At 50.7% G+C, this 21,818-nt stretch carries 22 protein-coding genes; 14 read left to right on the forward strand and 8 right to left on the reverse strand.

Features of this window, described 5'->3' with window-relative positions; translation table 11 throughout:
• Positions 1-125 precede the first annotated feature (125 nt).
• Positions 126-782 (reverse strand): class I SAM-dependent methyltransferase, encoded by a 657-nt coding sequence (locus E6P06_RS14915; RefSeq protein WP_003843616.1) that lies wholly within the window; start codon positions 780-782, stop codon positions 126-128.
• 161 nt (positions 783-943) lie between these two features.
• On the opposite strand from E6P06_RS14915, the gene E6P06_RS14920 reads away from it, so the two are divergent.
• Positions 944-1,870, forward strand: a complete 927-nt coding sequence (locus tag E6P06_RS14920) for a diguanylate cyclase (RefSeq protein WP_139935392.1) — start codon at positions 944-946, stop codon at positions 1,868-1,870.
• 282 nt (positions 1,871-2,152) lie between these two features.
• Here E6P06_RS14920 and mgtS read toward each other — a convergent pair whose 3' ends face one another.
• The gene (mgtS, locus tag E6P06_RS14925; protein WP_003032406.1) at positions 2,153-2,248 is read right to left on the reverse strand and encodes a protein MgtS; all 96 of its coding nucleotides are present in this window, start codon (positions 2,246-2,248) and stop codon (positions 2,153-2,155) included.
• Positions 2,249-2,734: 486 nt separating this feature from the next.
• Here mgtS and urtA point away from each other — a divergent pair, with 486 nt between their 5' ends.
• Genes urtA through urtE form a run of 5 tightly spaced genes read left to right on the forward strand, consistent with a single transcriptional unit; the run spans position 2,735 to position 8,202 of the window.
• Positions 2,735-4,006 carry an urea ABC transporter substrate-binding protein gene (urtA, locus tag E6P06_RS14930; RefSeq protein ID WP_003032408.1) on the forward strand — a complete coding sequence of 424 codons (1,272 nt, stop codon included), beginning with the start codon at positions 2,735-2,737 and terminating at the stop codon, positions 4,004-4,006.
• A gap of 43 nt (positions 4,007-4,049) precedes the next feature.
• A complete protein-coding gene (urtB, locus tag E6P06_RS14935; protein ID WP_139935393.1) occupies positions 4,050-5,624 on the forward strand; it encodes an urea ABC transporter permease subunit UrtB in 1,575 nt (524 codons plus the stop codon).
• Positions 5,624-6,697 (forward strand): urea ABC transporter permease subunit UrtC, encoded by a 1,074-nt coding sequence (gene urtC / locus E6P06_RS14940; RefSeq protein ID WP_139935394.1) that lies wholly within the window; start codon positions 5,624-5,626, stop codon positions 6,695-6,697. The genes urtB and urtC overlap by 1 nt, the downstream gene beginning before the upstream one ends.
• A complete protein-coding gene (urtD, locus tag E6P06_RS14945) occupies positions 6,697-7,494 on the forward strand; it encodes an urea ABC transporter ATP-binding protein UrtD (RefSeq protein ID WP_003843625.1) in 798 nt (265 codons plus the stop codon). Before urtC ends, urtD begins: the two co-directional genes overlap by 1 nt.
• A 9-nt stretch (positions 7,495-7,503) precedes the next feature.
• Positions 7,504-8,202 carry an urea ABC transporter ATP-binding subunit UrtE gene (gene urtE, locus E6P06_RS14950; RefSeq protein ID WP_054528371.1) on the forward strand — a complete coding sequence of 233 codons (699 nt, stop codon included), beginning with the start codon at positions 7,504-7,506 and terminating at the stop codon, positions 8,200-8,202.
• Positions 8,203-8,245: 43 nt separating this feature from the next.
• Here the strand turns inward: urtE and ydeE are convergent, their stop codons facing one another.
• Entirely contained in the window at positions 8,246-9,433 is a 1,188-nt protein-coding gene (gene ydeE, locus E6P06_RS14955) for an efflux MFS transporter YdeE (RefSeq protein WP_003836304.1), read from the reverse strand.
• A gap of 198 nt (positions 9,434-9,631) precedes the next feature.
• Between ydeE and eamA the strand changes: the two genes are divergently transcribed.
• On the forward strand, positions 9,632-10,531 hold the full coding sequence (eamA, locus tag E6P06_RS14960; protein ID WP_003836303.1) for an O-acetylserine/cysteine exporter: 900 nt from the start codon (positions 9,632-9,634) through the stop codon (positions 10,529-10,531).
• A gap of 30 nt (positions 10,532-10,561) precedes the next feature.
• On the opposite strand, the gene marB is transcribed toward eamA, so the two are convergent.
• From marB to marR, 3 genes are read right to left on the reverse strand one after another with little or no spacing between them, the layout of a single operon-like run.
• Positions 10,562-10,780, reverse strand: coding sequence for a multiple antibiotic resistance protein MarB (gene marB, locus E6P06_RS14965; RefSeq protein ID WP_003032422.1), 219 nt, complete (start codon positions 10,778-10,780; stop codon positions 10,562-10,564).
• Positions 10,781-10,810: 30 nt separating this feature from the next.
• On the reverse strand, positions 10,811-11,194 hold the full coding sequence (gene marA, locus E6P06_RS14970) for an MDR efflux pump AcrAB transcriptional activator MarA (protein ID WP_003032424.1): 384 nt from the start codon (positions 11,192-11,194) through the stop codon (positions 10,811-10,813).
• Positions 11,195-11,212: 18 nt separating this feature from the next.
• Positions 11,213-11,647 (reverse strand): multiple antibiotic resistance transcriptional regulator MarR, encoded by a 435-nt coding sequence (gene marR / locus E6P06_RS14975; protein WP_003832935.1) that lies wholly within the window; start codon positions 11,645-11,647, stop codon positions 11,213-11,215.
• Between the two features lie 257 nt (positions 11,648-11,904).
• On the opposite strand from marR, the gene E6P06_RS14980 reads away from it, so the two are divergent.
• The gene (locus E6P06_RS14980) at positions 11,905-12,570 is read left to right on the forward strand and encodes a MarC family NAAT transporter (RefSeq protein ID WP_003032428.1); all 666 of its coding nucleotides are present in this window, start codon (positions 11,905-11,907) and stop codon (positions 12,568-12,570) included.
• Between the two features lie 36 nt (positions 12,571-12,606).
• On the opposite strand, the gene E6P06_RS14985 is transcribed toward E6P06_RS14980, so the two are convergent.
• Both E6P06_RS14985 and E6P06_RS14990 read right to left on the reverse strand, forming a co-directional pair.
• Positions 12,607-13,803, reverse strand: coding sequence for a sugar transporter (locus tag E6P06_RS14985; RefSeq protein WP_003032430.1), 1,197 nt, complete (start codon positions 13,801-13,803; stop codon positions 12,607-12,609).
• Positions 13,804-14,025: 222 nt separating this feature from the next.
• Positions 14,026-14,901, reverse strand: a complete 876-nt coding sequence (locus E6P06_RS14990; RefSeq protein ID WP_003032431.1) for a LysR family transcriptional regulator — start codon at positions 14,899-14,901, stop codon at positions 14,026-14,028.
• Positions 14,902-15,004: 103 nt separating this feature from the next.
• Between E6P06_RS14990 and sad the strand changes: the two genes are divergently transcribed.
• The 6 genes from sad (at position 15,005) to E6P06_RS15020 (ending at position 21,588) form a co-directional block, all read left to right on the forward strand.
• The gene (sad, locus tag E6P06_RS14995; protein ID WP_049003242.1) at positions 15,005-16,393 is read left to right on the forward strand and encodes a succinate-semialdehyde dehydrogenase; all 1,389 of its coding nucleotides are present in this window, start codon (positions 15,005-15,007) and stop codon (positions 16,391-16,393) included.
• A 103-nt stretch (positions 16,394-16,496) separates the two neighbouring features.
• Complete coding sequence (locus tag E6P06_RS15000) at positions 16,497-18,074, forward strand: methyl-accepting chemotaxis protein (RefSeq protein ID WP_139935395.1); 1,578 nt, start codon at positions 16,497-16,499, stop codon at positions 18,072-18,074.
• Between the two features lie 62 nt (positions 18,075-18,136).
• Positions 18,137-19,063 carry a glutaminase B gene (glsB, locus tag E6P06_RS15005; RefSeq protein WP_139935396.1) on the forward strand — a complete coding sequence of 309 codons (927 nt, stop codon included), beginning with the start codon at positions 18,137-18,139 and terminating at the stop codon, positions 19,061-19,063.
• Positions 19,063-19,422 carry a DUF4186 domain-containing protein gene (locus tag E6P06_RS15010; RefSeq protein WP_071687334.1) on the forward strand — a complete coding sequence of 120 codons (360 nt, stop codon included), beginning with the start codon at positions 19,063-19,065 and terminating at the stop codon, positions 19,420-19,422. Before glsB ends, E6P06_RS15010 begins: the two co-directional genes overlap by 1 nt.
• A gap of 80 nt (positions 19,423-19,502) precedes the next feature.
• Positions 19,503-20,030 carry an N-acetyltransferase gene (locus E6P06_RS15015; protein WP_139935397.1) on the forward strand — a complete coding sequence of 176 codons (528 nt, stop codon included), beginning with the start codon at positions 19,503-19,505 and terminating at the stop codon, positions 20,028-20,030.
• A 106-nt stretch (positions 20,031-20,136) separates the two neighbouring features.
• Positions 20,137-21,588 carry a tagaturonate reductase gene (locus E6P06_RS15020; protein WP_139935398.1) on the forward strand — a complete coding sequence of 484 codons (1,452 nt, stop codon included), beginning with the start codon at positions 20,137-20,139 and terminating at the stop codon, positions 21,586-21,588.
• The last annotated feature ends 230 nt before the right edge of the window (positions 21,589-21,818 follow it).

The following is a 21,818-nucleotide window of genomic DNA, read 5'->3' on the forward strand; positions in this document are numbered from 1 at the left end:
GTTTGTTCAGATAGTGAGAAGAACCGGGTTTGATGCCCGGTTTTTGCGGGTTTAAATATCTGACTTTTTTTATTGCCTTTCCCTAATGGTATTGGTCCAGGCAGTCAGTTAATAATGTCAGGATACTATTTTTTACCTGATGCTGAAAATATCGCTACAGTACCGGTTACTTGCGTATTAACATGTTCGAAATGCGCTGACAGAATCTGTTTCAGTTCCTCTTCAGAATCATCTGAGTTTGAGAAAATACCTTTCTTATTGTAGATGCTCATGAGTTTTTTTCCGAAAGTGTTGTGTATAACACCATCGCCAAGAATAGTTGCGCCATACAGCGTACCCGTGTCTGTTAAAGCCCGTGCGGCATTCTCTATCACACAGGCTTTTGTTGATATATTGCCAGGCAAGCAGTGCAGGAGATAAAACATGGAAATGGAATCAAACTTATTGTGCAAATCCGTAGGGTAAGATTCGAACACATCATGCTTAATTTTGCGCTGAATTTTCGCTTCCCCGATTCTTGATGCTGCAGCGTCCAGGCTGGCTTCATTCAAATCCATTAGCGATATTACACAGTCGTCAGGTGCGTGATAGGGGTAAAATCCTGTTCCAACGCCAATATCCAGATGTGATTTACTCAAATGCTGGAGAAAATGGGGAAGAAGGTGTTCCCTGGTCGGACACTTCCAGGCATATTGATTCGATACTCCTAGCACCCACCAGTCATAAAGTTTTAGCGTCATTGGTGTGTAAATTTTAGCGCCATCATCAGTTATTTTATTCATTAGTTTCTGTCTGTTATTGTTTTGATTGGGGATTAAATCAATTATTACGATAAATGGCAAGTGCTATAACGCCATTGATTTCTATAACTAAATTTACATAAATTTTCTTTTTTATGGTTAAAATCCCGGTTCTAAGTGTTCATTCAGGGAAGGAAACCGTGATGATGAAAAACACAGCGAAAATAGATGCAATCATAAATGAGTTGAACAACTCAATTGATGCCCACTACAAATGGCTGGTAAAAATGTTCCGCTGCGCAGTGTCCTCAGATGTTACTCATCCCGATATTACGGGTGACAACGCTCATTCTGTTTGTCGATTTGGGAAATGGATAAATGATCAATCGCTGAACAATGAGGATGGTAGTAGTTATGTGAGCAAGATTTATTCTGCTCATGAAAAAATGCATGTAATAGGAAAGGAGTTGCTATTGGCAATAGTGGAGAATCGTAGCCATCCATGGCATTTCGACAGCTTCCAGGACGCGCTATTGGCATTTACGTCTGCTGTAATGGACTACAAGATATATTTATTGAATATCCGCAGTAATATCGATGCATTAACGGGTTTACCCGGGAGAAGAATGCTTGATGAGTCATTTGACCAACAACTACTCGATGCCGAACCGCTTAATCTCTATATATTGTTGTTAGATATCGATCGTTTTAAATACGTTAACGATACCTACGGCCATTTGGTTGGTGACGTTGTATTGCGGGCTCTTGCATCAAATTTATTGTCATGGACGCGATATGATGAGGTGGCGTACCGCTACGGTGGAGAAGAGTTCATTATCATCATCAGAACAAAAACGGACGAGCAGGCATGCCAGGCGGGTTTGAGGCTTTGTCGTTTGATTGGTCAGAAAAAAATTCCCTACTCTGATGGAGAGATCGCTATCACGGTAACGGCTGGCATAACCCGGGTTCAACAGGGTGAAACGCTGGATACCGCGCTTGGTCGGGCTGACAGGGCGATGTATCAGGGGAAACAGACCGGCAGAAATCGCTGTATGTTTATGGATGAAAATGAGCAGATCGCGTTGGTGGACACCAATGACGGGACCTCGTATCCCCTCAGTGCGTGATTTTTCGAAAACGGCTTGAGGTAGTTGCGTTTCGTTTAACTTTCATTGGGGTTGTTGATGATAGGTTAGCTGACTATCCGTTATCTTCGCAGGGAATTGCCAGATAGCGTATAAAAGCAAAACACAAATCTATCCATGCAAGCATTTACCGCTGGTTTAACCGGCGGTTTTTTTTATCTGCTAATCAGGGAAAAGGTGTCGGAAGGGCAATGCAGGTAAAAAATGGCCCCTTGTGCAGTTACGCAACAAGGGGCCGGGTCGGTTCAGGACTATCTCCGTTCATTAATCATCCCATCTGTGGCTAAAATACGCGGCCAGGAAGCCTGAAAATAAAATAATTCCCAGAACAGCCATAAAAATATTCATATTACCCAGCATAGTAAATGCTCCTTTATCTGTGAGTTTCCTCTCTTACCTTAAGTTCACCTCGCTTATGACTATAGTAGCAATTCAATCTTAAACAAAGACTGAACTGTGTGATTATTTCGGCTGAAAAGTAAATTTTTGACATGATCACGTCGAATAAAATAAATAATAGTGACGAGACACATTTATCTGCGCACAAATAACCCTGTTTTTAAACCCTGAAACGCTGTTATGACAGTGTGCTGCTGACACAGATTGTTGCACGTTTATAATGCAGGGTTGTCTCATGGTGGTTCAATTTTTCGTTTGATTAACCCGTTTGGCGGGGAAATGTAATACTGATTTTTGTGCGCGAGATGCTAATTTATTGATTTTATGAGATGTTTTAATATCTGGCATCGTTTTTGCCTTATCACTTCTGAACACTTTTAATTTGCACCGTTTTGTCTGCCCGGCTGCACCGGAGCTTTCAGCAAGTTTAATTTCAGGAGTGAAACTATGCAGCGTCGTACATTTTTAAAAGCTTTTGCACTTTCTGCCTCTGTTGTAGCAATGGGCGTGAGTTTTAGCGTTCAGGCAGCCGACACCATCAAGGTTGGCATCATGCATTCTTTATCCGGCACGATGGCCATATCCGAAACGCCGCTAAAAGATGTGGCGTTGATGACCATCGATGAAATTAATGCTCAGGGCGGTGTGTTGGGTAAAAAGCTGGAACCGGTGGTGGTTGACCCGGCCTCAAACTGGCCGTTATTTGCTGAAAAAGCCCGCCAACTGCTGAGTCAGGACAAGGTGGCGGCGGTCTTCGGTTGTTGGACATCGGTTTCACGTAAATCGGTTTTACCGGTATTTGAAGAGCTAAACGGTCTGCTGTTTTACCCAGTGCAATATGAAGGTGAGGAGATGTCGCCTAACGTCTTCTATACCGGCGCAGCCCCCAACCAGCAGGCGATCCCTGCGGTTGAGTATCTGATGAGTGAGGACGGCGGCAGCGCGAAACGCTTCTTCCTGCTGGGCACGGATTATGTTTATCCACGCACGACCAACAAAATTTTACGCGCCTTTTTGCACTCAAAAGGAGTTGCCGATAAAGACATCGAAGAGGTGTACACCCCATTCGGACACAGCGATTACCAGACCATTGTCGCCAGTATTAAAAAATTCGCCGCAGGGGGAAAAACGGCGGTGGTATCAACCATCAACGGCGATTCTAACGTTCCATTCTATAAAGAGTTGGCGAACCAGGGCCTGAAAGCCACCGATGTTCCTGTGGTGGCATTCTCCGTGGGTGAGGAGGAGTTACGCGGTATTGATACCAAACCGCTGGTGGGCAACCTTGCAGCCTGGAACTACTTTGAGTCCGTCGATAACGCTGCCAACAAGAAGTTTGTCGCGGATTACCGGGCGTATGCCAAAGCGCACAAATTACCAAATGCTGAATCGGTGGTGACAAACGACCCCATGGAAGCTACGTATGTTGGCCTCCATATGTGGGCGCAGGCGGTAGAAAAAGCCGGAACGACCGATGTGGATAAAGTTCGCGCTGCAATGGCGGGGCAATCCTTCGCTGCGCCATCAGGCTTTACCCTGACCATGGATGCGACCAACCATCACCTGCATAAACCCGTCATGATTGGCGAGATTGAGGGCAATGGCCAGTTTAACGTGGTATGGCAAACCGATGAGCCGGTCCGCGCCCAGCCGTGGAGCCCGTACATCGCTGGTAATGATAAAAAATCTGAACAGCCTGTGAAAACCGCCAGCAACTGATCGTGTGCCCTCCTGCGGGAGGGTACCGCTTTGGAGAACGCTCATGAAAGCTATGCGCTTTATTCGTGGTGTGTTGTTGCTGACGTGGTTTTTGCCGTGGATAGCGCAGGCATCAGATGCCGATACCTTTACAGCCGCAAATCGAACTCAGCAGGCCGCCTTGCTCGAACAGTGGTCGATCAATCCCGACATTCAGCGTTTGCCGATGCTCAACGCGTTGCGCGAGGAGCATCTGCTGACTGATAACGCGAAAAATACCTTCATCATGAACGGCTCGCACGCACAGCCGTTAGGAACAGCGACAACCCCAAACGGCGAGCTAAAAAAAATTCGCCTGACTAACCGCCTGCGTAATCTGGTGGCAGGAGCGTTGGCCGTTCATCAGCTTTTAAGTGACAGTGTCACATTAAGGTTAGAGGCAGCTCGTACATTACAGCGTGAAGCACAGCCGGGTATGCTGCCGTTTTTACAGCAACGACTGGCTCAGGAGTCAAATGGTGATGTGAAATCCGCGCTGGCTATTGCACTGGCAAATCTGCAGCTGAACAGTTCCTCGCCGGAGGTCAGACGTCAGGCAATCGAACTATTAGGGGCGTCAAATGATCCTGAAACTCAGGCGCGCCTGCAACCATTCACCCGGGCTGAACATGAACCCGATACCCGCGTGCGTGCTGCCGCTGGCGAAAGCCTGAATTCCATCGCACATCGTATGAAGGTTGGGGACCTTCTTGGACAGGCCTTTATGGGGCTATCGCTGGGCTCAATTTTGCTGCTGGCGGCATTGGGTCTGGCTATAACCTATGGATTACTTGGCGTCATTAATATGGCGCATGGCGAGATGTTAATGCTCGGGGCTTACTGTACCTGGATGGTACAACAACTGATGAGCCAGTTTTTCCCGCAATGGCTAGCCTGGTATCCGGTTATTGCGCTGCCGGTTGCCTTTTTACTTACCGCGGCGGTGGGAATGCTGCTTGAGCGCGGGGTGATCCGCCATTTATACGGGCGTCCTCTCGAAACGCTGCTGGCGACCTGGGGGATCAGCCTGATGCTCATCCAGTTGGTGCGTATGTCCTTCGGCGCGCAAAACCTGGAAGTCGCCAATCCGGCATGGCTTTCAGGGGGGATTCAGGTTTATGCCAATCTGATTTTACCGTGGAACCGAATTGTGGTGCTTGGCTTTGCCATTCTGGTGCTGTTTTTCACCTGGCTGTTGTTGAATAAAACGCGTCTGGGGCTGCGCGTACGTGCCGTGACGCAAAATCGCAATATGGCGGCCTGCTGCGGCGTACCTACCGGACGCGTCGATATGCTGGCCTTTGGCCTTGGTTCAGGCATTGCCGGGCTGGGGGGCGTAGCGCTCTCGCAGTTGGGCAACGTAGGACCGGAATTGGGGCAAAGCTACATTATCGATTCGTTTCTGGTTGTGGTGCTGGGCGGCGTGGGACAACTCGCCGGGAGCGTGGCCGCGGCGTTTGGACTGGGGATCTTCAATAAAATTCTGGAGCCTCAGGTGGGGGCGGTTCTAGGCAAAATCATGATTCTGGTGCTGATTATTCTGTTTATTCAGAAACGTCCGCAGGGGTTGTTCGCGCTAAAAGGGAGGGTTATTGACTGATGACGATGCCAATGACATTAACGCTGGCGCGTAAAGCGCCACGCGCGACGCGCATCCTGGGGCTGGGGTTATTGCTGGCGTTGATTACTCTGCCGTTTCTTGCGCTGTTACCTGCGGACCATCCGCTGGCTATATCGGTGTGGACGCTAACGCTGGCCGGGAAAATTCTCTGTTATGCCATTGTCGCGGTCGCGCTGGATCTGGTGTGGGGCTATGCCGGCATGCTCTCGCTGGGACACGGTATTTTCTTTGCGCTGGGAGGGTATGCGATGGGAATGTACCTGATGCGCCAGGCCTCTGGCGAAGGATTACCGGCCTTCATGTCATTCCTGTCGTGGAGCGAGCTGCCGTGGTTTTGGTGGGGGACGCAACATTTTATCTGGGCGCTCCTGCTGGTCGTTCTGGTTCCTGGCCTGCTGGCGCTGGTATTCGGTTGGTTTGCCTTTCGGTCAAAAATCAAAGGGGTCTATTTCTCCATCATGACCCAGGCCCTGACGTTCGCAGGAATGCTGCTGTTTTTTCGCAACGAAACGGGTTTTGGGGGAAATAACGGTTTTACCGGCTTTACCACCATTCTGGGATTCCCGGTAACCGCCACCTCAACCCGTATCGCGCTGTTTCTGGCGACGGTCATGCTGCTGGTGCTGGCATTATGGCTGGGATTGGCGCTGGCCCGCAGTAAGTTCGGTCGTATTTTGACTGCCGTGCGCGATGCAGAGAACCGTCTGATGTTCTGTGGTTACGATCCGAAAGGTTTCAAGTTACTGGTGTGGACGCTTTCCGCTGTACTGTGCGGCCTGGCAGGAGCGCTGTATGTTCCGCAGGTGGGGATCATTAACCCCAGCGAAATGTCGCCGACCAACTCGATTGAAGCGGCGATTTGGGTTGCTCTCGGCGGACGTGGAACCCTGATCGGCCCGGTATTCGGCGCCGTGTTGGTGAATGGCGCGAAAAGCCTGTTTACCGTCATCATGCCGGAATACTGGCAGCTGTTTCTTGGCCTGATCTTTATTGGCGTTACGCTGTTTTTACCCCGAGGGGTAATTGGTCTGTTTCGCAAGGGAGGCAAATAATGCAGCCAGATGAAGGGCTATTTACTCGCCAGATGCCGGGGGATCGGTTTCGCAACCAGACTGATCCGGTGCTACAGCTGGAAAAAATTAACGTTAACTTCGATGGATTTCAGGCGCTAACCGATCTCACGCTCAATATTGGGGTTGGGGAACTGCGTTGCATCATCGGGCCCAACGGCGCCGGAAAAACGACGTTAATGGATGTCATTACCGGCAAAACCAGGCCGCAAAGTGGTCGTGCGATATACGATCAGTCGACCGACTTAACGACGCTGGATCCCATTGCCATTGCACGTCAGGGGATTGGACGGAAATTTCAAAAGCCCACGGTATTTGAAGCATTAACGGTGGAAGAGAACCTGGAGCTGGCGCTGAAAAATGATAAATCTGTCTGGGGTTCTCTACGGGCACGACTCTCAGGCGAACAACGGGATCGTATTGATGAAGTACTGGCGCTGTTGCGGCTGGGTAATGAGCGGGCCCGCCGCGCCGGTCTGCTTTCGCATGGGCAAAAACAGTTTCTCGAAATTGGCATGCTGCTGGTACAGGAGCCGCATTTACTGCTACTGGATGAACCCGCGGCGGGGATGACGGATGCGGAAACGGAATACACGGCGGAGCTGTTTCGCCAGCTTGCCGGTAAGCACTCTCTGATGGTTGTTGAGCACGATATGGGATTTGTCGAAACCATCGCCGATCGCGTCACGGTATTACACCAGGGGCAAGTATTGGCTCAGGGGAGTCTGCGTGAAGTGCAGGCCAACGAGCAGGTTATTGAAGTTTATCTCGGGCGTTAAGGAGTGCAGATGCTGCAGGTGAAAGAACTCAATCAATATTATGGTGGCAGTCATATTCTGCGAGGGGTGAACTTTGAAGCGCGTATCGGTGAGGTGACATGTCTGCTGGGGCGTAACGGCGTGGGGAAAACAACGCTACTTAAGTGTCTGATGGGGCTTATTCCGGCCCGCAGCGGAAGTGTGCTCTGGCAGGAGAAAAATGTCACTCAATGGAAGCCGCATCAGCGGGTCAGGGCCGGTGTGGCGTATGTCCCGCAGGGGCGTGATATTTTTCCGCGTTTGACGGTAGAAGAGAATCTGCTGCTCGGCCTTTCCCGTTTTTCAGCACCGGAGGCCCGACATGTGCCGGATGATATTTACGCGCTCTTTCCGGTTTTACAGGAAATGAAGCATCGGCGGGGCGGAGATTTGTCCGGCGGGCAGCAGCAGCAACTGGCGATTGGGCGAGCACTGGCAAGTCGCCCGCAATTGTTGATCCTTGATGAGCCTACCGAGGGGATCCAGCCGTCGGTGATTAAAGAGATTGGTCAGGTGATTTCCCAACTGGCGCATCGCGGCGATATGGCCATTTTGCTGGTGGAGCAGTTCTATGATTTTGCCGAGCAGCTCGCCGACAAATACCTGTTGATGTCGCGGGGCAGCATTATTCAAAGCGGCGACGGTAAAAATATGGAGTCCGAGGGCGTTCGGGGACTGGTTGCTATCTGAGGTATGCGACAGAGCGACTGTGGCTCTGTCGCGAACATAATAACTAGCAGACCGCCGTCTGGCCCCAGGGTTTGGCGCGCATGCCTTTTATCATTAGCGCCCAGGCAAGAATGATCGCCACTATCAGCGCCACAAACAGCGACCAGGGTGGCAATGTGGTTAAAATGACGCCGCTGACTAATGGGTTAACCGCTGCGCCAAGCCAGCCTAACGACTGGGCGGAAAAATAGCTGGCTTTCATACCTGCTGGCGCGATGTTGTCGATAAGCATGTATTCACCCGGCGCGTAGATGACTTCGCCGATAGTGAAAAAGGCAGCAGAAATTCCCCATAACAACAGACTGTTGCCGGAGAAAGCGAAACCAACCAGGCCAACGACAAAGAAGACTGTACCCAATGTCATTAACGGGCGGATATTCGTGGCGGTGAGCCTGCGACCAAGTGCGTATTGCAGTGATACTACGATGGCGGCGTTGACGGGCAGGACGACTGCCACCACTTTCTCGGCAAAATCGCCGTTTGCAACCACCATAACGTATTGCGAAATACAGGATGCAAAGGCACCGCCAACGAATGATGCCAAAAATGCTGACAGCGTAAACCAGAATAATGCTCTGTCGCGCAGCAGTACTGAAGGGGACCAAACAGCGGCATTTACACCTTCTGCGGTTGCCGGTGAACGTTTTACCCACGTCTGGATAAACACCAGAGGTAGCGCAGAACAGGCGGCAGCCAGCCAGAACGGCAGGTTAATGCTTTGCATAACCAGCAGCGTACCCAGCGGCGGACCAACGGTCCAGCCGATGTTCAGCACGGTATAGTTAAGTGAGAAAATTTTCGTTTTGTTGGTCGCAGACAAGTTATCGGCAAACCAGGCTTTCAGCACCGTGGCGAAGACGGAGTAGGCGCAGTTGATCAGGGCAAAGAGCAAAACCACTATCACGACGTTATGCACCAGCGGAATAGCAATAAAGCCGGAGGCAAAGCCGCAGATAGCCAGCAACATATAGCGTTTTTTATCGAACTTGTCGGCCAGAATACCAAAGCCAAGGCTGAACACCACGCCAATGGTCAGTGCAACCGTCATCGCATAACCGATCAGGTCGACGCTCAGTTGATACTGTCGACTGAGGTAAATCGTCATAAATGGCAGCGTGGCGCCACGACCAATGGTTAATAACAAAGATGACGCAAGTAACGCGAGAGTGGACCTTCTCAGAGAGATATTCATTTTCCTGCCCGACAATGCATGTTGTTATGTTTTTTTTAGATATCAGAAACAAATAGCATGCTAAAAGTGTGATGTACACCCAATAAGTTGTCCGAAAATGCCCTGTGTGGCCTACCTGAATTAATGATCTGTTACGGTACAACGATTTCCGTTACTTTAACTTGTTTACAAAAATTTAATATTTGCAGGGGCGGTGGTATGTCGCGTAAAGACGGGTTATTGGCGTTACTGGTCGTTGTGGTTTGGGGACTGAACTTTGTTGTCATTAAAGTGGGTTTGCACAATATGCCGCCGTTGATGTTGGCAGGGTTACGTTTTTTGTTGGTGGCGTTCCCGGCGATTTTTTTTGTTGCCCGCCCGAAAATTCCGCTTTCGCTTTTACTCGGCTACGGCCTGACAATTAGTTTTGGACAGTTCGCGTTTCTCTTCAGCGCCATCAAATTCGGTATGCCTGCCGGGTTAGCTTCTCTGGTATTACAGGCTCAGGCGTTTTTCACCATCATTTTGGGGGCATTCGCCTTTGGCGAACGTCTGCAGGGTAAACAGCTGGTAGGAATTGCGCTGGCGGTATTTGGTGTGCTGGTGCTGATTGAAGCCAGTCTGAACGGTCAGCATGTTGGCATGCTCGGTTTTATGCTGACGCTGGCGGCGGCGCTAAGCTGGGCCTGCGGCAATATCTTTAACAAAAAAATCATGCAGCATACATCGCGTCCGGCCGTGATGTCGTTGGTGGTATGGAGCGCGTTAATCCCCATTGTTCCATTTTTCCTTGCCTCATTACTTCTCGATGGCCCAACGCAAATAGCCCAAAGTCTGGTGGCGATAGATATGACAACCATTTTGTCACTGGTGTATCTGGCGTTCGTGGCGACCATTGTGGGTTATGGCATCTGGGGTTCGTTACTCGGACGCTATGAGACCTGGCGGGTAGCGCCGCTATCGCTGTTGGTGCCGGTTGTCGGTCTGGCGAGTGCGGCCGTACTGCTGGACGAAACGCTTAGCGGATTACAGCTACTTGGTGCGCTACTGATCATGGCTGGGCTGTATATCAATGTGTTTGGTTTTCGGTTGCGTAAAGTTGCGTCGGTGAGGGGCTAAAAAAAGCCCCGCAGTTGCGGGGCAATATAATTACAGGTTGCGCAGATTGTAATAAGGCACACCTAATTCGTCGGACTTGTCGCTGCCTGCACCCATATGATTAAAATCGAACGGGGACTGATCGTGCGCAGGGGGCATAATCATCGCGTCGCGACTGTTCTGTGTGGCAGGTTGCGCGGTCTGTTCCGCCATGCTCTGACCCGAAACAACAAACAGCAGGGCCAGCATCGCATAAGACAGAAGTTTCATGATTTCCTCGGTTACGTCGTTAACTGGCGATTAGCAATTACATTGATTGAGTGGAAGCAAATAGCGCGATTCGCCATGCATATTCGTCATACGGTATTTGTGCGGCGGAACATCAAAATAGTTTTTGAATGTCCGGGTCAGCGTCTGCTGAGACTCAAAACCGTAACGCTCTGCCAGATAAAGAATGGGCTCGTTACTCTCTTTTAATTTTTGCGCTATTTCGGTCATTTTACGGCTGCGAATGTATTGACCCAGTGAATGACCGGTTTCTTTTTTAAACATCCGTTGCAGGTGCCATTTGGAGTAACCTGAACGCTCAGACACCTTTTCCAGCGAGAGCGGCGATTCAAGGTTATTTTCGATCCAGTCCAAAATGCTATGAATAGTGATTGTGTCAGTATTGCGTCTGGACATCGTCATACCTCTTTCTGTTTACGGCAGGATTCTCTTAAGCAAGTGCTCAAGTGTGGCTACTTCATCCGCCGTTAAGTTTTTTGTTAGTTCCTGGTGCAGGTCTTGCCCTACTAATTGATGACACTGCTCGCAAATTGCTGCGCCATGCTCGGTGAGTTTCACCAGCACGCCACGCTTATCATGTGGATTCGGAAGCCTTTCTATCCAGCCTTTACAGGCCAGTCTGTCCAGCATCCGTGTCAGGGCGCCAAGGTCGACAGACAGCACTTTTTTCAATTCGACAGGGGTGATGCACACCGCGCAACGGATGGAGCAGAGCACCTTGAACTGCGATGCCGTGATATCCAGCGGTGACAGATAGTCGTTTAGCAAACGATCTTTTTTCTGATTAACCATATAGATCAAACGACCCAGTGGGATGATTTCGTTAAACAGATCACTGGTGTTTTTCACAATGGTTGCCCTGGCAAGTAGTTAGTCACGGCTGATATTATTGCTTAGGCAAATATAAGTCAAACGAATGGATCCGCAAATGCCACGTTTTGCTAAATCATCAGACTAAATACCTGGCGAGTGGAATTTTAACGGTTTGATAATTATGGTTTATACGTGCGGATGAAAAATGAATCCTTACATCACGAAAATGGCTTATCTCGCGGATTTCACCGTATACTTGCCGCTGACGATTAACGCACAGGAAAGATGACATTATGATGGACTTGTTTAAAGCAATAGGACTGGGGCTGGTAGTCCTGTTACCGTTGGCAAACCCGTTAACCACCGTGGCGTTGTTCCTTGGCCTTGCCGGCAATATGAACAGCGCAGAGCGTAACCGTCAGTCACTCATGGCATCTGTCTATGTATTTGCCATTATGATGGTGGCGTACTACGCCGGGCAGGTGGTAATGAATACGTTCGGGATTTCGATTCCCGGGTTACGTATTGCGGGTGGGTTAATCGTTGCGTTTATCGGCTTTCGGATGCTGTTTCCACAGCAGAAGGCGCATGATTCTCCGGAAGCGAGAAGCAAGTCTGAAGAGCTGGAAGACGAACCGACGGCCAATATCGCCTTTGTACCGCTGGCTATGCCAAGCACTGCCGGTCCGGGGACGATTGCGATGATCATCAGCTCCGCGTCAACCGTGCGTCATGGCTCCGAATTTCCGGACTGGGTGATCATGATCGCGCCGCCGATTATTTTTGCGGTTGTCGGGATTATCCTGTGGGGCTGTTTGCGCAGTTCCGGGGGGATCATGCGGCTGGTCGGTAAAGGTGGTATCGAAGCGATTTCTCGTTTGATGGGCTTCCTGCTGGTGTGTATGGGCGTGCAGTTTATTATTAACGGCGTGCTGGAAATTATCAAAACCTACGCTTAAAACACTATGCCCGGTAATATTTACCGGGCATATTTTTTATGAATGCTGAGGCTGTTCTTCCAGTGATACCGGCCATTTACGAAAGATAATCACCGACCATATCAACGCGGCAACGGCAGGCACTGCGCCGACGTAACCAATCGTAGACATCGACCAGTGCAAACTCACCTGATTGCCTACCAGCGCGCCAGCGCCAATACCGATATTAAAGATTCCTGAGAATAGCGCCATTGCGACGTCAGTCGCATCCGGAGCAAGCGCCAGAACTTTCACCTGCATACCCAGGCCTATCAGCATGATGGCGACGCCCCAGAAAATACTCAGGATGGCAAGGTGCATTTCGCTGTCAGCGGCGGGAAGTAACAGTACCAGGCATATCGTCAACAGGGCAATGGCACTGCTAATCAGTACGGACGCATGCAGATTACCCAGCTTACCGAAAATGACGCTACCGACAATTCCCGCACCACCCAGAACCAGCAATAAGACAGTAGCAAAATTTGCGCTCAGGCCCGCGACGGTCTGCACGAACGGCTCGATATAGCTGTAGGCCGTATAATGCGCGGTGACCACAATCACCGTCAGTAGATACAGACTCATCAATGCCGGGCGATGGAATAACACGGGCAGGCTTTTTAAAGAGCCGGAGTGCTCACTGGGTAGTTTGGGCAGGAGCTTAATCAGGCAAAGCAGGGTAACTAACGCCCCCATACCGATGGCGAAGAAGGTCGTGCGCCAGCCAAAATACTGACCGACGATACGCCCGATGGGCAGCCCCAATACCATCGCCAGCGCAGTGCCAGTGGCAATCAGGCTGAGAGCCTGTGCACGTTTCCCGGCAGGAGCCAGGCGAATTGCCAGCGATGCGGTGATCGACCAGAAAATAGCGTGCGCAAAGGCAATACCAATACGGCTAATTACCAACACGGTAAAATTCCATGCCAGGAAAGAGAGCACATGGCTGGCGATAAACACAACAAACAGACAGATCAGAAGTTTTCGGCGCTCCACCTGACTGGTAAGTAACATGAAGGGGAGCGACATCAGGGCAACAACCCAGGCGTAGATCGTCAGCATGATCCCGACCTGAGCGGTCTGCATATTGAAGCTTTGTGCGATGTCGGAAAGCAAACCGACAGGGACAAACTCTGTGGTATTGAAAATAAAACCGGCAATGGCAAGCGTAACTACCCGTAGCCACGCGACCTTGCGGGAAACAGTGTCTGTTGTCATATCAAATAAGAGGATTAGCTGCGAAAAGGTAAGGCCACGATCTTAAAACGTTTGCTGGCGAAAATACAATCATTTTGTGATGCGGATCTCATTTCATTGGCAGGGCGCTACAATTTGCTGCCGAACATTCCTCATATTTTTAAGTATTTCAATAATAATGAAATTCCGGGCGTATGACTTCACCCGGATATACAGTTATTCATGTTCTTTGAGGATAGCCAGCTACTCCGGGCTCTGTGATAACTGAGGGTTCAACACCTCAATAAACGCTTCCAACTGCCGCGTCATTGCACCTCTGCGCCAGACCAGCCATGTATTCAGCCAGCGCCAGTTCTCGCTTAGCGGCCAGGCGTTGACCTGATGATGCCCTGGCATGCTCTCCAGCATCGAACGCGGGATCAGTGCGATACCCGCTCCGGCAATGACGCAGGCCAGCATACCGTGATATGACTCCATTTCGTGAATGGTGCCGGGCATGGCGCGATCGGCATGAAACCAGCTTTCAAAATGGCGGCGATAGGAACAGTTGGCGCGAAAGGCGTAAATACTGCAACCGTTGACGTCGCTGGCCCGCTGAATGGGGGGATGACCGTTAGGAGTGACAATCATCATCTCTTCACGGTAGACCGGCATTCCTTCAAGGCCTGGATGGGTAATTGGGCCATCGACAAAGGCAGCGTTCAATGTACCGTCGAGCACGCCGTCCAGCATTGTGCCAGAAGGACCTGTCGCTAACGCGAACTGAATTTTGGGGTAACGCTGGTTATATTCAGCCAGCGTGGCGGGGATGCGTACTGCTGCCGTACTTTCAAGCGAGCCGAGAGAGAAGAGTCCTTGCGGCTCATCCCCGGCGACGACCATCCTGGCTTCCTCAACCAGCGCGAGGATCCGCTGGCTGTAGCGCAAAAAGTTGTGCCCGGATGGGGAAAGCCGCAGACGCTGGTTTTCACGAATAAACAGATCAACGCCCAGGTCGGCTTCAAGCTGACGTATACGGGTGGTGAGATTAGATGGCACGCGATGAACCTTCGCAGCGGCCTGCGTAATACTGCCAGTCTCCGCGACGGCATTAAACATTTCCAGCTGCGTCAGATCCATTATTTTCTCTATTCGTGAATGGTATGGTTAATATTATTCATTTTTCAGAAAGAGTAAATATGCTCATGATATAACCATACCCTGCGATAAAGAGAGGCACTTAATGACTATCACAGCAGCAACACATGCGATTTCCATTGACCCTACCAGCGGTGAAAGACTGACGGCGACGCCGTGGGCCAGCGTGGAAGAGATTGATCATGCGCTGAACCTTGCAGCGAATGGCTATAGCGAATGGAAACACACTTCCGTTGAGCACCGTGCGCAAATGCTGCGCCATATTGGGCAAGCTCTGCGCCATCGTGCGGAAGAGATGGCGCAGTGTATCTCACGTGAAATGGGTAAACCCATTAAGCAGGCGCGTGCTGAAGTCGCCAAGTCAGCTGCGTTGTGTGACTGGTACGCCGAGCATGGACCGGCGATGCTCAGTCCGGAACCCACGCTGGTGGAGAACAACCAGGCGGTGATTGAGTATCGTCCGGTAGGAACTATTCTGGCGATCATGCCGTGGAACTTCCCACTCTGGCAGGTAATGCGTGGCGCCATTCCGATTTTGCTGGCTGGTAATGGCTATTTGTTAAAGCATGCGCCTAACGTAACCGGCTGTGCTGCTATTATCGCGCAGGTTTTTGCTGATGCAGGCGTGCCCGCCGGTGTTTACGGTTGGGTAAATGCTGATAACGCCGGAGTCAGTCAGATGATCAACGATCCGCGTATCGCGGCGGTAACGGTAACGGGTAGTGTACGCGCCGGTGCGGCGATTGGTGCTCAGGCGGGTGCGGCGCTGAAAAAATGCGTACTTGAACTGGGGGGCTCCGATCCGTTTATTGTCCTTAATGATGCAGACCTCGATCTGGCCGTTAAGGCGGCGGTCGCCGGGCGTTATCAGAACACCGGGCAGGTTTGTGCGGCAGCCAAACGCTTTATTATCGAAGAAGGGATAGCGGCAGAATTTACTTCACGCTTTGTGGCTGCTGCGAGCGCGCTCAAAATGGGCGATCCGCTGAACGAAGAAAACGATCTGGGGCCGATGGCGCGATTTGATCTGCGTGATGAGCTGCACCAGCAGGTTGAAGCCACCCTTGCCGAAGGGGCGCGGTTACTTCTCGGCGGGGAAAAAATTGCGGGTCATGGTAATTACTATGCCGTGACGGTACTGGGCGATGTTACTCCAGAGATGACGGCGTTCCGCCAGGAGCTGTTTGGTCCGGTTGCGGCAATTACTGTGGCGAAGAATGCGGAACATGCCTTAGCGCTGGCGAATGACAGTGATTTCGGCTTATCTGCCACGGTGTTTACTGCGGATGAAGTGCTGGCGCAGAAGATGGCGTCACGCCTGGAGTGTGGTGGCGTATTCATCAATGGTTACAGTGCCAGCGATGCCCGCGTTGCGTTTGGCGGTGTGAAGAAAAGTGGTTTTGGCCGAGAGCTTTCGCACTTTGGTTTGCATGAGTTTTGTAACGTGCAGACCGTCTGGAAAAACCGCCTTTGATGCTGTAGGTGTCTCCGCTGGAGGCACCTGTCTTATTTCTGCAATTTTTCTGTCATTTACTCTCCGTACACTCGCGTCTAACGCTTTGATACAGAAGAGTAATATGAACATATCGCAAATTTTCCGTCGTCTTATTCCCCGTCAGTTTGGTCTGTTAACCGGCATTTTTTGCATTATTGCGCTGTTCTCTGTTTTGCAGGTCGCGTCCTCCTTAATGCTTTCGGCCTCAGTCAGCGGCGCACAGCATAATGAAGGACGTAATCAACTCGCGCTTATGCAGCAGGCTAAGGTTGATGAAGCGCGGGTGGCGTTATTATCTGCCAGCGATTTACTTAACCGTGCGGGAGTTTATTTTATGCAGGATGCCGCCACCGGTTCGGACGGGAGTTGGCGTCCGTTAATGGAAGAGGCGTACCGGGCGCTGGCGCAGTCAAAAAGTGCATGGGATGCCTGGCGGGATATGAAACCGCAGCCGGATCTGGATCTAACGGAGAGCTATCAGCGTTTTTATAGCGGTATTCTGGAGCAGGCGGATGGGCTGATGCAGTCAGGTTCCATTGATGCGTTTTTTGCCGTACCCGTGCAGGCCTTTCAGACGGACTTTAACGCTAATTACGCGCGCTTTCAGCAGAACAGTGGGCGACATGCGGAAGCTGGGCGTCAGCAGCTGTTGACCAGTCTTGAGCGTTTACAGAATCTATTTTTGTTTATTCCTCTCGTGCTGGTGGTTATTGCTTTTCTGGTCTGGCGCAGTATGTCCCGTTGGGTGATTATGCCACTGCGACGGCTGATCGATCATATCGATATTTTAGCAGCGGGTGACCTGTCTCGCCCGGCCCCGCAGGTGAGTCAGTTTAATCGGGAAGTGACGCAATTAAGTTCGCGTATTGCTGCAATGCAGCAAGGTCTCTGCGCGCTGGTGCAGCAGGTGAACGATGCCACCACTGCAATGGTAGGAAATATCAACGAACTTGCGCAGAACAATAAACAGCTATATCAGCAGTCGGCGAAACAAAGTGAAGAGTTAAGCAGCGTGACATCGCATATTTCGTTGCTGGAAATGCATGTTGAGGATAACAGCAGCTTTGCTGAACTGGCGAATCAACGCGCTGTGCAGGCGCGAGATGTTGCGGCAGGCGGGGACCAAATGATGGCGACGGTAAATACGTCAATGCAGGCGATTGTGACACGTTCGTCAGAAATGCGAGGTATTACAACGCTTATCGATAATATTGCATTTCAGACAAATATCCTGGCTCTTAACGCGGCAATCGAGGCAGCACATGCCGGGGAGCAAGGGCGCGGGTTTGCCGTGGTTGCGAAAGAAGTTGGGCTGCTGGCGCGAAAAAGCGGTCAGTCTACGCAAAACATTCAGACACTGATTAAACACTCGTTACAGGGCATTGAAGAGGGCTTTCACGCGGTTAACGGGCTGGATAAGAATTTGCAGCAGGTTATCGCACTGGTTGAGAATCTTGGCGCGTTGCTGAACGACATTTCGACTGCAACGTTAAATCAAGGGAACAATATTCACCAGTTGACTCGAAAGCTGCATGTCCTGAACGGCGAAGCCCGGCAAACCAGCGAACTGGTGAATGCTGCATCTGACTCTTCCTTGCAGCTACACCATGAATCCCGCCAGCTTATGCAGGCCGTGGCCAGATTCCGCCTTCCGGCCTGACGCTGCGTATTCAGCTCTGTTATACTCGCAGGCCTTTCATACCTGCGAGCAAGGAGCATGTTGTGGCCAGGGCCATGGACAATTCAATTTTAGAGACCATTGTGCAGCAGGTTCGTCCGCTGATTGGTCAGGGTAAAGTTGCTGATTATATTCCGGCATTAGCCTCTGTCGACGGTTCAAAACTGGGTATTGCTATCTGTACCGTTGATGGACAGCACTATCAGGCGGGAGATGCGCAAGAACGTTTTTCTATTCAGTCGATTTCAAAGGTGCTCAGCCTGGTCGTGGCAATGCGTCACTATCAGGAAGAGGAGATTTGGCAGCGTGTCGGCAAAGATCCTTCTGGGCATCCTTTTAACTCTCTGGTGCAGCTGGAAATGGAGCAGGGTATCCCTCGCAATCCCTTTATTAACGCCGGGGCGCTGGTGGTTTGCGATATGTTGCAAGGGCGTCTAAGCGCACCGCGTCAACGGATGCTGGAAGTGGTTCGGGCGTTAAGCGGTGTTTCGGATATCGCTTATGATGCGACGGTCGCGCGATCAGAGTTTGAACACTCGGCGCGTAATGCCGCAATTGCCTGGCTGATGAAATCCTTCGGCAATTTTCACCATGACGTGACCACCGTTTTGCAAAATTACTTTCACTACTGCGCGCTAAAAATGAGCTGTGTGGAGTTGGCGCGAACCTTTGTCTTTTTGGCAAATCAAGGCCATGCCTATCATCTTGCGGAACCCGTGGTGACGCCGATGCAGGCCAGGCAGATCAATGCGCTAATGGCGACCAGCGGCATGTATCAGAACGCAGGGGAGTTTGCCTGGCGGGTCGGGCTTCCGGCGAAATCTGGTGTGGGTGGCGGCATCGTGGCGATCGTGCCTCACGAGATGGCGATTGCTGTCTGGAGTCCGGAACTGGACCCGGCGGGAAATTCACTGGCCGGTATCGCCGTGCTGGAGCAATTAACACAACAGCTGGGGCGTTCGGTTTACTGATGAATACGCTCGATCCTCTTTTTGCCCGGCTGGCGAAATCAACGTTTCGCTCGCGGTTTCGTCTTGGTCAGAAAGAAAGGCAGTATTGTCTGGATAAAGGGGCGCCGGTTATCGAACAACATGCTGCGGATTTTATTGCTAAACGACTGGCACCTGCGTTTCCCGCCAATGATGGTAAACAGACTCCCATGCGTGGTCACCCGGTATTTATCGCTCAACATGCTACGGCAACGTGCTGTCGAGGGTGTCTGGCGAAATGGCATGATATACCTCAGGGCGTAGCGCTAAACGATGAACAAAAACATTACGTTGTCACGGTTATTTATCACTGGTTAGTGCTTCAGATGAACAAGCCATAGATAACATTATCCTATGATATGACCCCTTGTGTTGTGTAATTGTTAAAAGCAGTATGAAGGGGTCAATCTAAGGAGAAACCATGGCTTCCGGTAAACCCTGCTTTGTGATGAGCGCGGCACAGATTCTGTCGCGAATCGACGAGCTCAGCGATGTTCTTGAACGGTGCGTCAATGACGGCGCCTCCATCAGTTTTATGCTGCCCTTTAATCGCGAAAAATCAGAGCCTTTCTGGATGAACGTCGCGCAAAGTGTTTCTCGCGGAGAACGGATCGTTCTTGGTACGCAGAACGCGCAGGGGGCGCTTGTCGGTACCGTCCAACTCATTATCGATCAACCTGAAAATCAACCTCATCGTGCTGATGTTGCCAAACTGCTGGTTCACCCCTCAGCGCGACGCGGTGGCCTGGCTCGTGAATTGATGAACGAACTGGAAAGTTGCGCGCGTCAACAAGGTAAAACGCTGCTGGTGCTTGATACGGCGACGGGCAGTGGCGCGGAGTTGTTCTACCACAATTGCGGGTGGAAAAAGGTAGGGGTGATACCTGACTATGCCCAAATGCCCGATGGGACGCTGACCGGGACCACACTTTTCTATAAAACGCTCTAATTTGTCGCCGGGGATTGATCAAAACAGGGTTTCAATGTATTAAAGTTTGCTAACCTATTGGACCAATTCAATCAGGTTGTATGACTAATCATAAAGGGAACCCATTGTGCAAACACTAAATCGTCGCGATTTCCCCGGTGCTCAGTATCCTGAACGCATTATTCAGTTTGGTGAAGGAAACTTCCTGCGCGCCTTTGTAGACTGGCAGGTTGATCTGCTGAACGAACATACCGATCTGAACGCTGGTGTGGTCATTGTTCGTCCTATCGAAAGTACCTTCCCGCCATCGCTGAGTACGCAGGATGGCCTCTATACTACTATCATTCGTGGTTTGAATGAGAAGGGCGAGGCTGTCAGCGATGCTCGTCTAATTCGTTCAGTTAACCGTGAAATCAGCGTCTATAGCGAATACGATGAGTTCCTGAAGCTGGCACATAATCCTGATATGCGTTTTGTGTTCTCTAACACCACGGAAGCAGGTATCAGTTACCACGCGGGCGATAAGTTTGACGACGCGCCAGCGGTAAGTTATCCGGCTAAACTGACGCGTCTGCTGTTCGAACGCTTCAGCTATTTTAACGGCGCATTGGATAAAGGCTGGATTATCATCCCTTGCGAACTGATTGATTATAACGGTGATGCGCTGCGTGAACTGGTTCTGCGCTACGCTCAGGAATGGACGCTGCCGGAAGCGTTTATTCAGTGGCTGGATCAGGCCAATGCATTTTGCTCTACGCTGGTGGACCGTATTGTTACCGGCTATCCGCGTGATGAGGTAGCTAAGCTCGAAGCTGAACTGGGCTATCATGATGCTTTCCTCGACACGGCAGAACATTTCTATCTGTTTGTCATTCAGGGGCCGAAGTCATTAGCCGCAGAACTACGTCTGGATAAGTATCCGCTGAATGTCCTGATTGTGGATGACATCAAACCGTACAAAGAGGGCAAAGTGGCGATTCTCAACGGTGCTCACACTGCGCTGGTTCCTGTTGCCTGGCAGGCAGGGTTGGACACCGTAGGCGAGGCGATGAATGACGCAGAAATTTGCGCCTTCGTTGAAAAAGCTATTTATGAAGAGATCATTCCGGTACTGGATTTACCGCGCGATGAGCTGGCGTCCTTTGCCAGTGCGGTGACGGGGCGTTTCTGCAACCCGTACATCAAGCATCAGCTGTTGTCGATTGCCCTGAACGGCATGACTAAATTCCGTACCCGCATATTGCCGCAACTGCTGGCCGGGCAACAGGCCAGCGGTCAATTGCCCGCACGTCTGACGTTTGCGCTGGCGGCGTTGATTGCGTTCTACCGCGGGGAGCGTAACGGTGAGTCTTATCCGGTCCAGGATGATGCGCACTGGATTGAACGTTTCCAACAACTGTGGAGCCAACATCGCGATCGCCAGATAAGTACTGAGGCGTTGGTGCGTACTGTACTGGCGGTCAAAGAACATTGGGAGCAAGACCTGACCCAGGTTTCTGGGCTGGTGGAGCAAGTTTCTGCCGATCTGGATGCCATCCTGGCAAAAGGCATGCGTGAAGCCGTGAAACCACTGTGCTAAAAAATGCTTAATATTCATTTATAAGCTTTTTATTTTAGCAGGCCGCAAAGGTGTTTAATTCAGGGAGAGGTTACTCTCCCTGAGCCATTTTGTTTTGTAATACAAATTATGTTTTTTTCCGTAGTTCACCCGCGCAAACTATACTTTTTTTAATTATAAAACTATAGAATTACACCACACACCGTAATAGCATCATGATGAAAGTAGTCCCCATGGGTATTATCACCACC

This window comes from Citrobacter sp. CF971 (genome assembly GCF_006385635.1).
In the GTDB taxonomy this organism is placed as follows: domain Bacteria; phylum Pseudomonadota; class Gammaproteobacteria; order Enterobacterales; family Enterobacteriaceae; genus Citrobacter; species Citrobacter freundii.

Excerpts from the sequence above, each read along its gene's own strand:
- urtB (WP_139935393.1), top strand. The coding sequence starts at position 4,050 with ATGAAAGCTATGCGCTTTATTCGTGGTGTGTTGTTGCTGACGTGGTTT.
- E6P06_RS14920 (WP_139935392.1), top strand. The coding sequence starts at position 944 with ATGATGAAAAACACAGCGAAAATAGATGCAATCATAAATGAGTTGAAC.
- marA (WP_003032424.1), bottom strand. The coding sequence starts at position 11,194 with ATGTCCAGACGCAATACTGACACAATCACTATTCATAGCATTTTGGAC.
- mgtS (WP_003032406.1), bottom strand. The coding sequence starts at position 2,248 with ATGCTGGGTAATATGAATATTTTTATGGCTGTTCTGGGAATTATTTTA.
- E6P06_RS15010 (WP_071687334.1), top strand. The coding sequence starts at position 19,063 with ATGAATACGCTCGATCCTCTTTTTGCCCGGCTGGCGAAATCAACGTTT.
- eamA (WP_003836303.1), top strand. The coding sequence starts at position 9,632 with ATGTCGCGTAAAGACGGGTTATTGGCGTTACTGGTCGTTGTGGTTTGG.
- E6P06_RS15015 (WP_139935397.1), top strand. The coding sequence starts at position 19,503 with ATGGCTTCCGGTAAACCCTGCTTTGTGATGAGCGCGGCACAGATTCTG.
- urtA (WP_003032408.1), top strand. The coding sequence starts at position 2,735 with ATGCAGCGTCGTACATTTTTAAAAGCTTTTGCACTTTCTGCCTCTGTT.
- urtE (WP_054528371.1), top strand. The coding sequence starts at position 7,504 with ATGCTGCAGGTGAAAGAACTCAATCAATATTATGGTGGCAGTCATATT.
- E6P06_RS14980 (WP_003032428.1), top strand. The coding sequence starts at position 11,905 with ATGATGGACTTGTTTAAAGCAATAGGACTGGGGCTGGTAGTCCTGTTA.
- marB (WP_003032422.1), bottom strand. The coding sequence starts at position 10,780 with ATGAAACTTCTGTCTTATGCGATGCTGGCCCTGCTGTTTGTTGTTTCG.
- E6P06_RS14915 (WP_003843616.1), bottom strand. The coding sequence starts at position 782 with ATGAATAAAATAACTGATGATGGCGCTAAAATTTACACACCAATGACG.
- urtC (WP_139935394.1), top strand. The coding sequence starts at position 5,624 with ATGACGATGCCAATGACATTAACGCTGGCGCGTAAAGCGCCACGCGCG.
- E6P06_RS14985 (WP_003032430.1), bottom strand. The coding sequence starts at position 13,803 with ATGACAACAGACACTGTTTCCCGCAAGGTCGCGTGGCTACGGGTAGTT.
- urtD (WP_003843625.1), top strand. The coding sequence starts at position 6,697 with ATGCAGCCAGATGAAGGGCTATTTACTCGCCAGATGCCGGGGGATCGG.
- ydeE (WP_003836304.1), bottom strand. The coding sequence starts at position 9,433 with ATGAATATCTCTCTGAGAAGGTCCACTCTCGCGTTACTTGCGTCATCT.
- E6P06_RS14990 (WP_003032431.1), bottom strand. The coding sequence starts at position 14,901 with ATGGATCTGACGCAGCTGGAAATGTTTAATGCCGTCGCGGAGACTGGC.
- sad (WP_049003242.1), top strand. The coding sequence starts at position 15,005 with ATGACTATCACAGCAGCAACACATGCGATTTCCATTGACCCTACCAGC.
- E6P06_RS15000 (WP_139935395.1), top strand. The coding sequence starts at position 16,497 with ATGAACATATCGCAAATTTTCCGTCGTCTTATTCCCCGTCAGTTTGGT.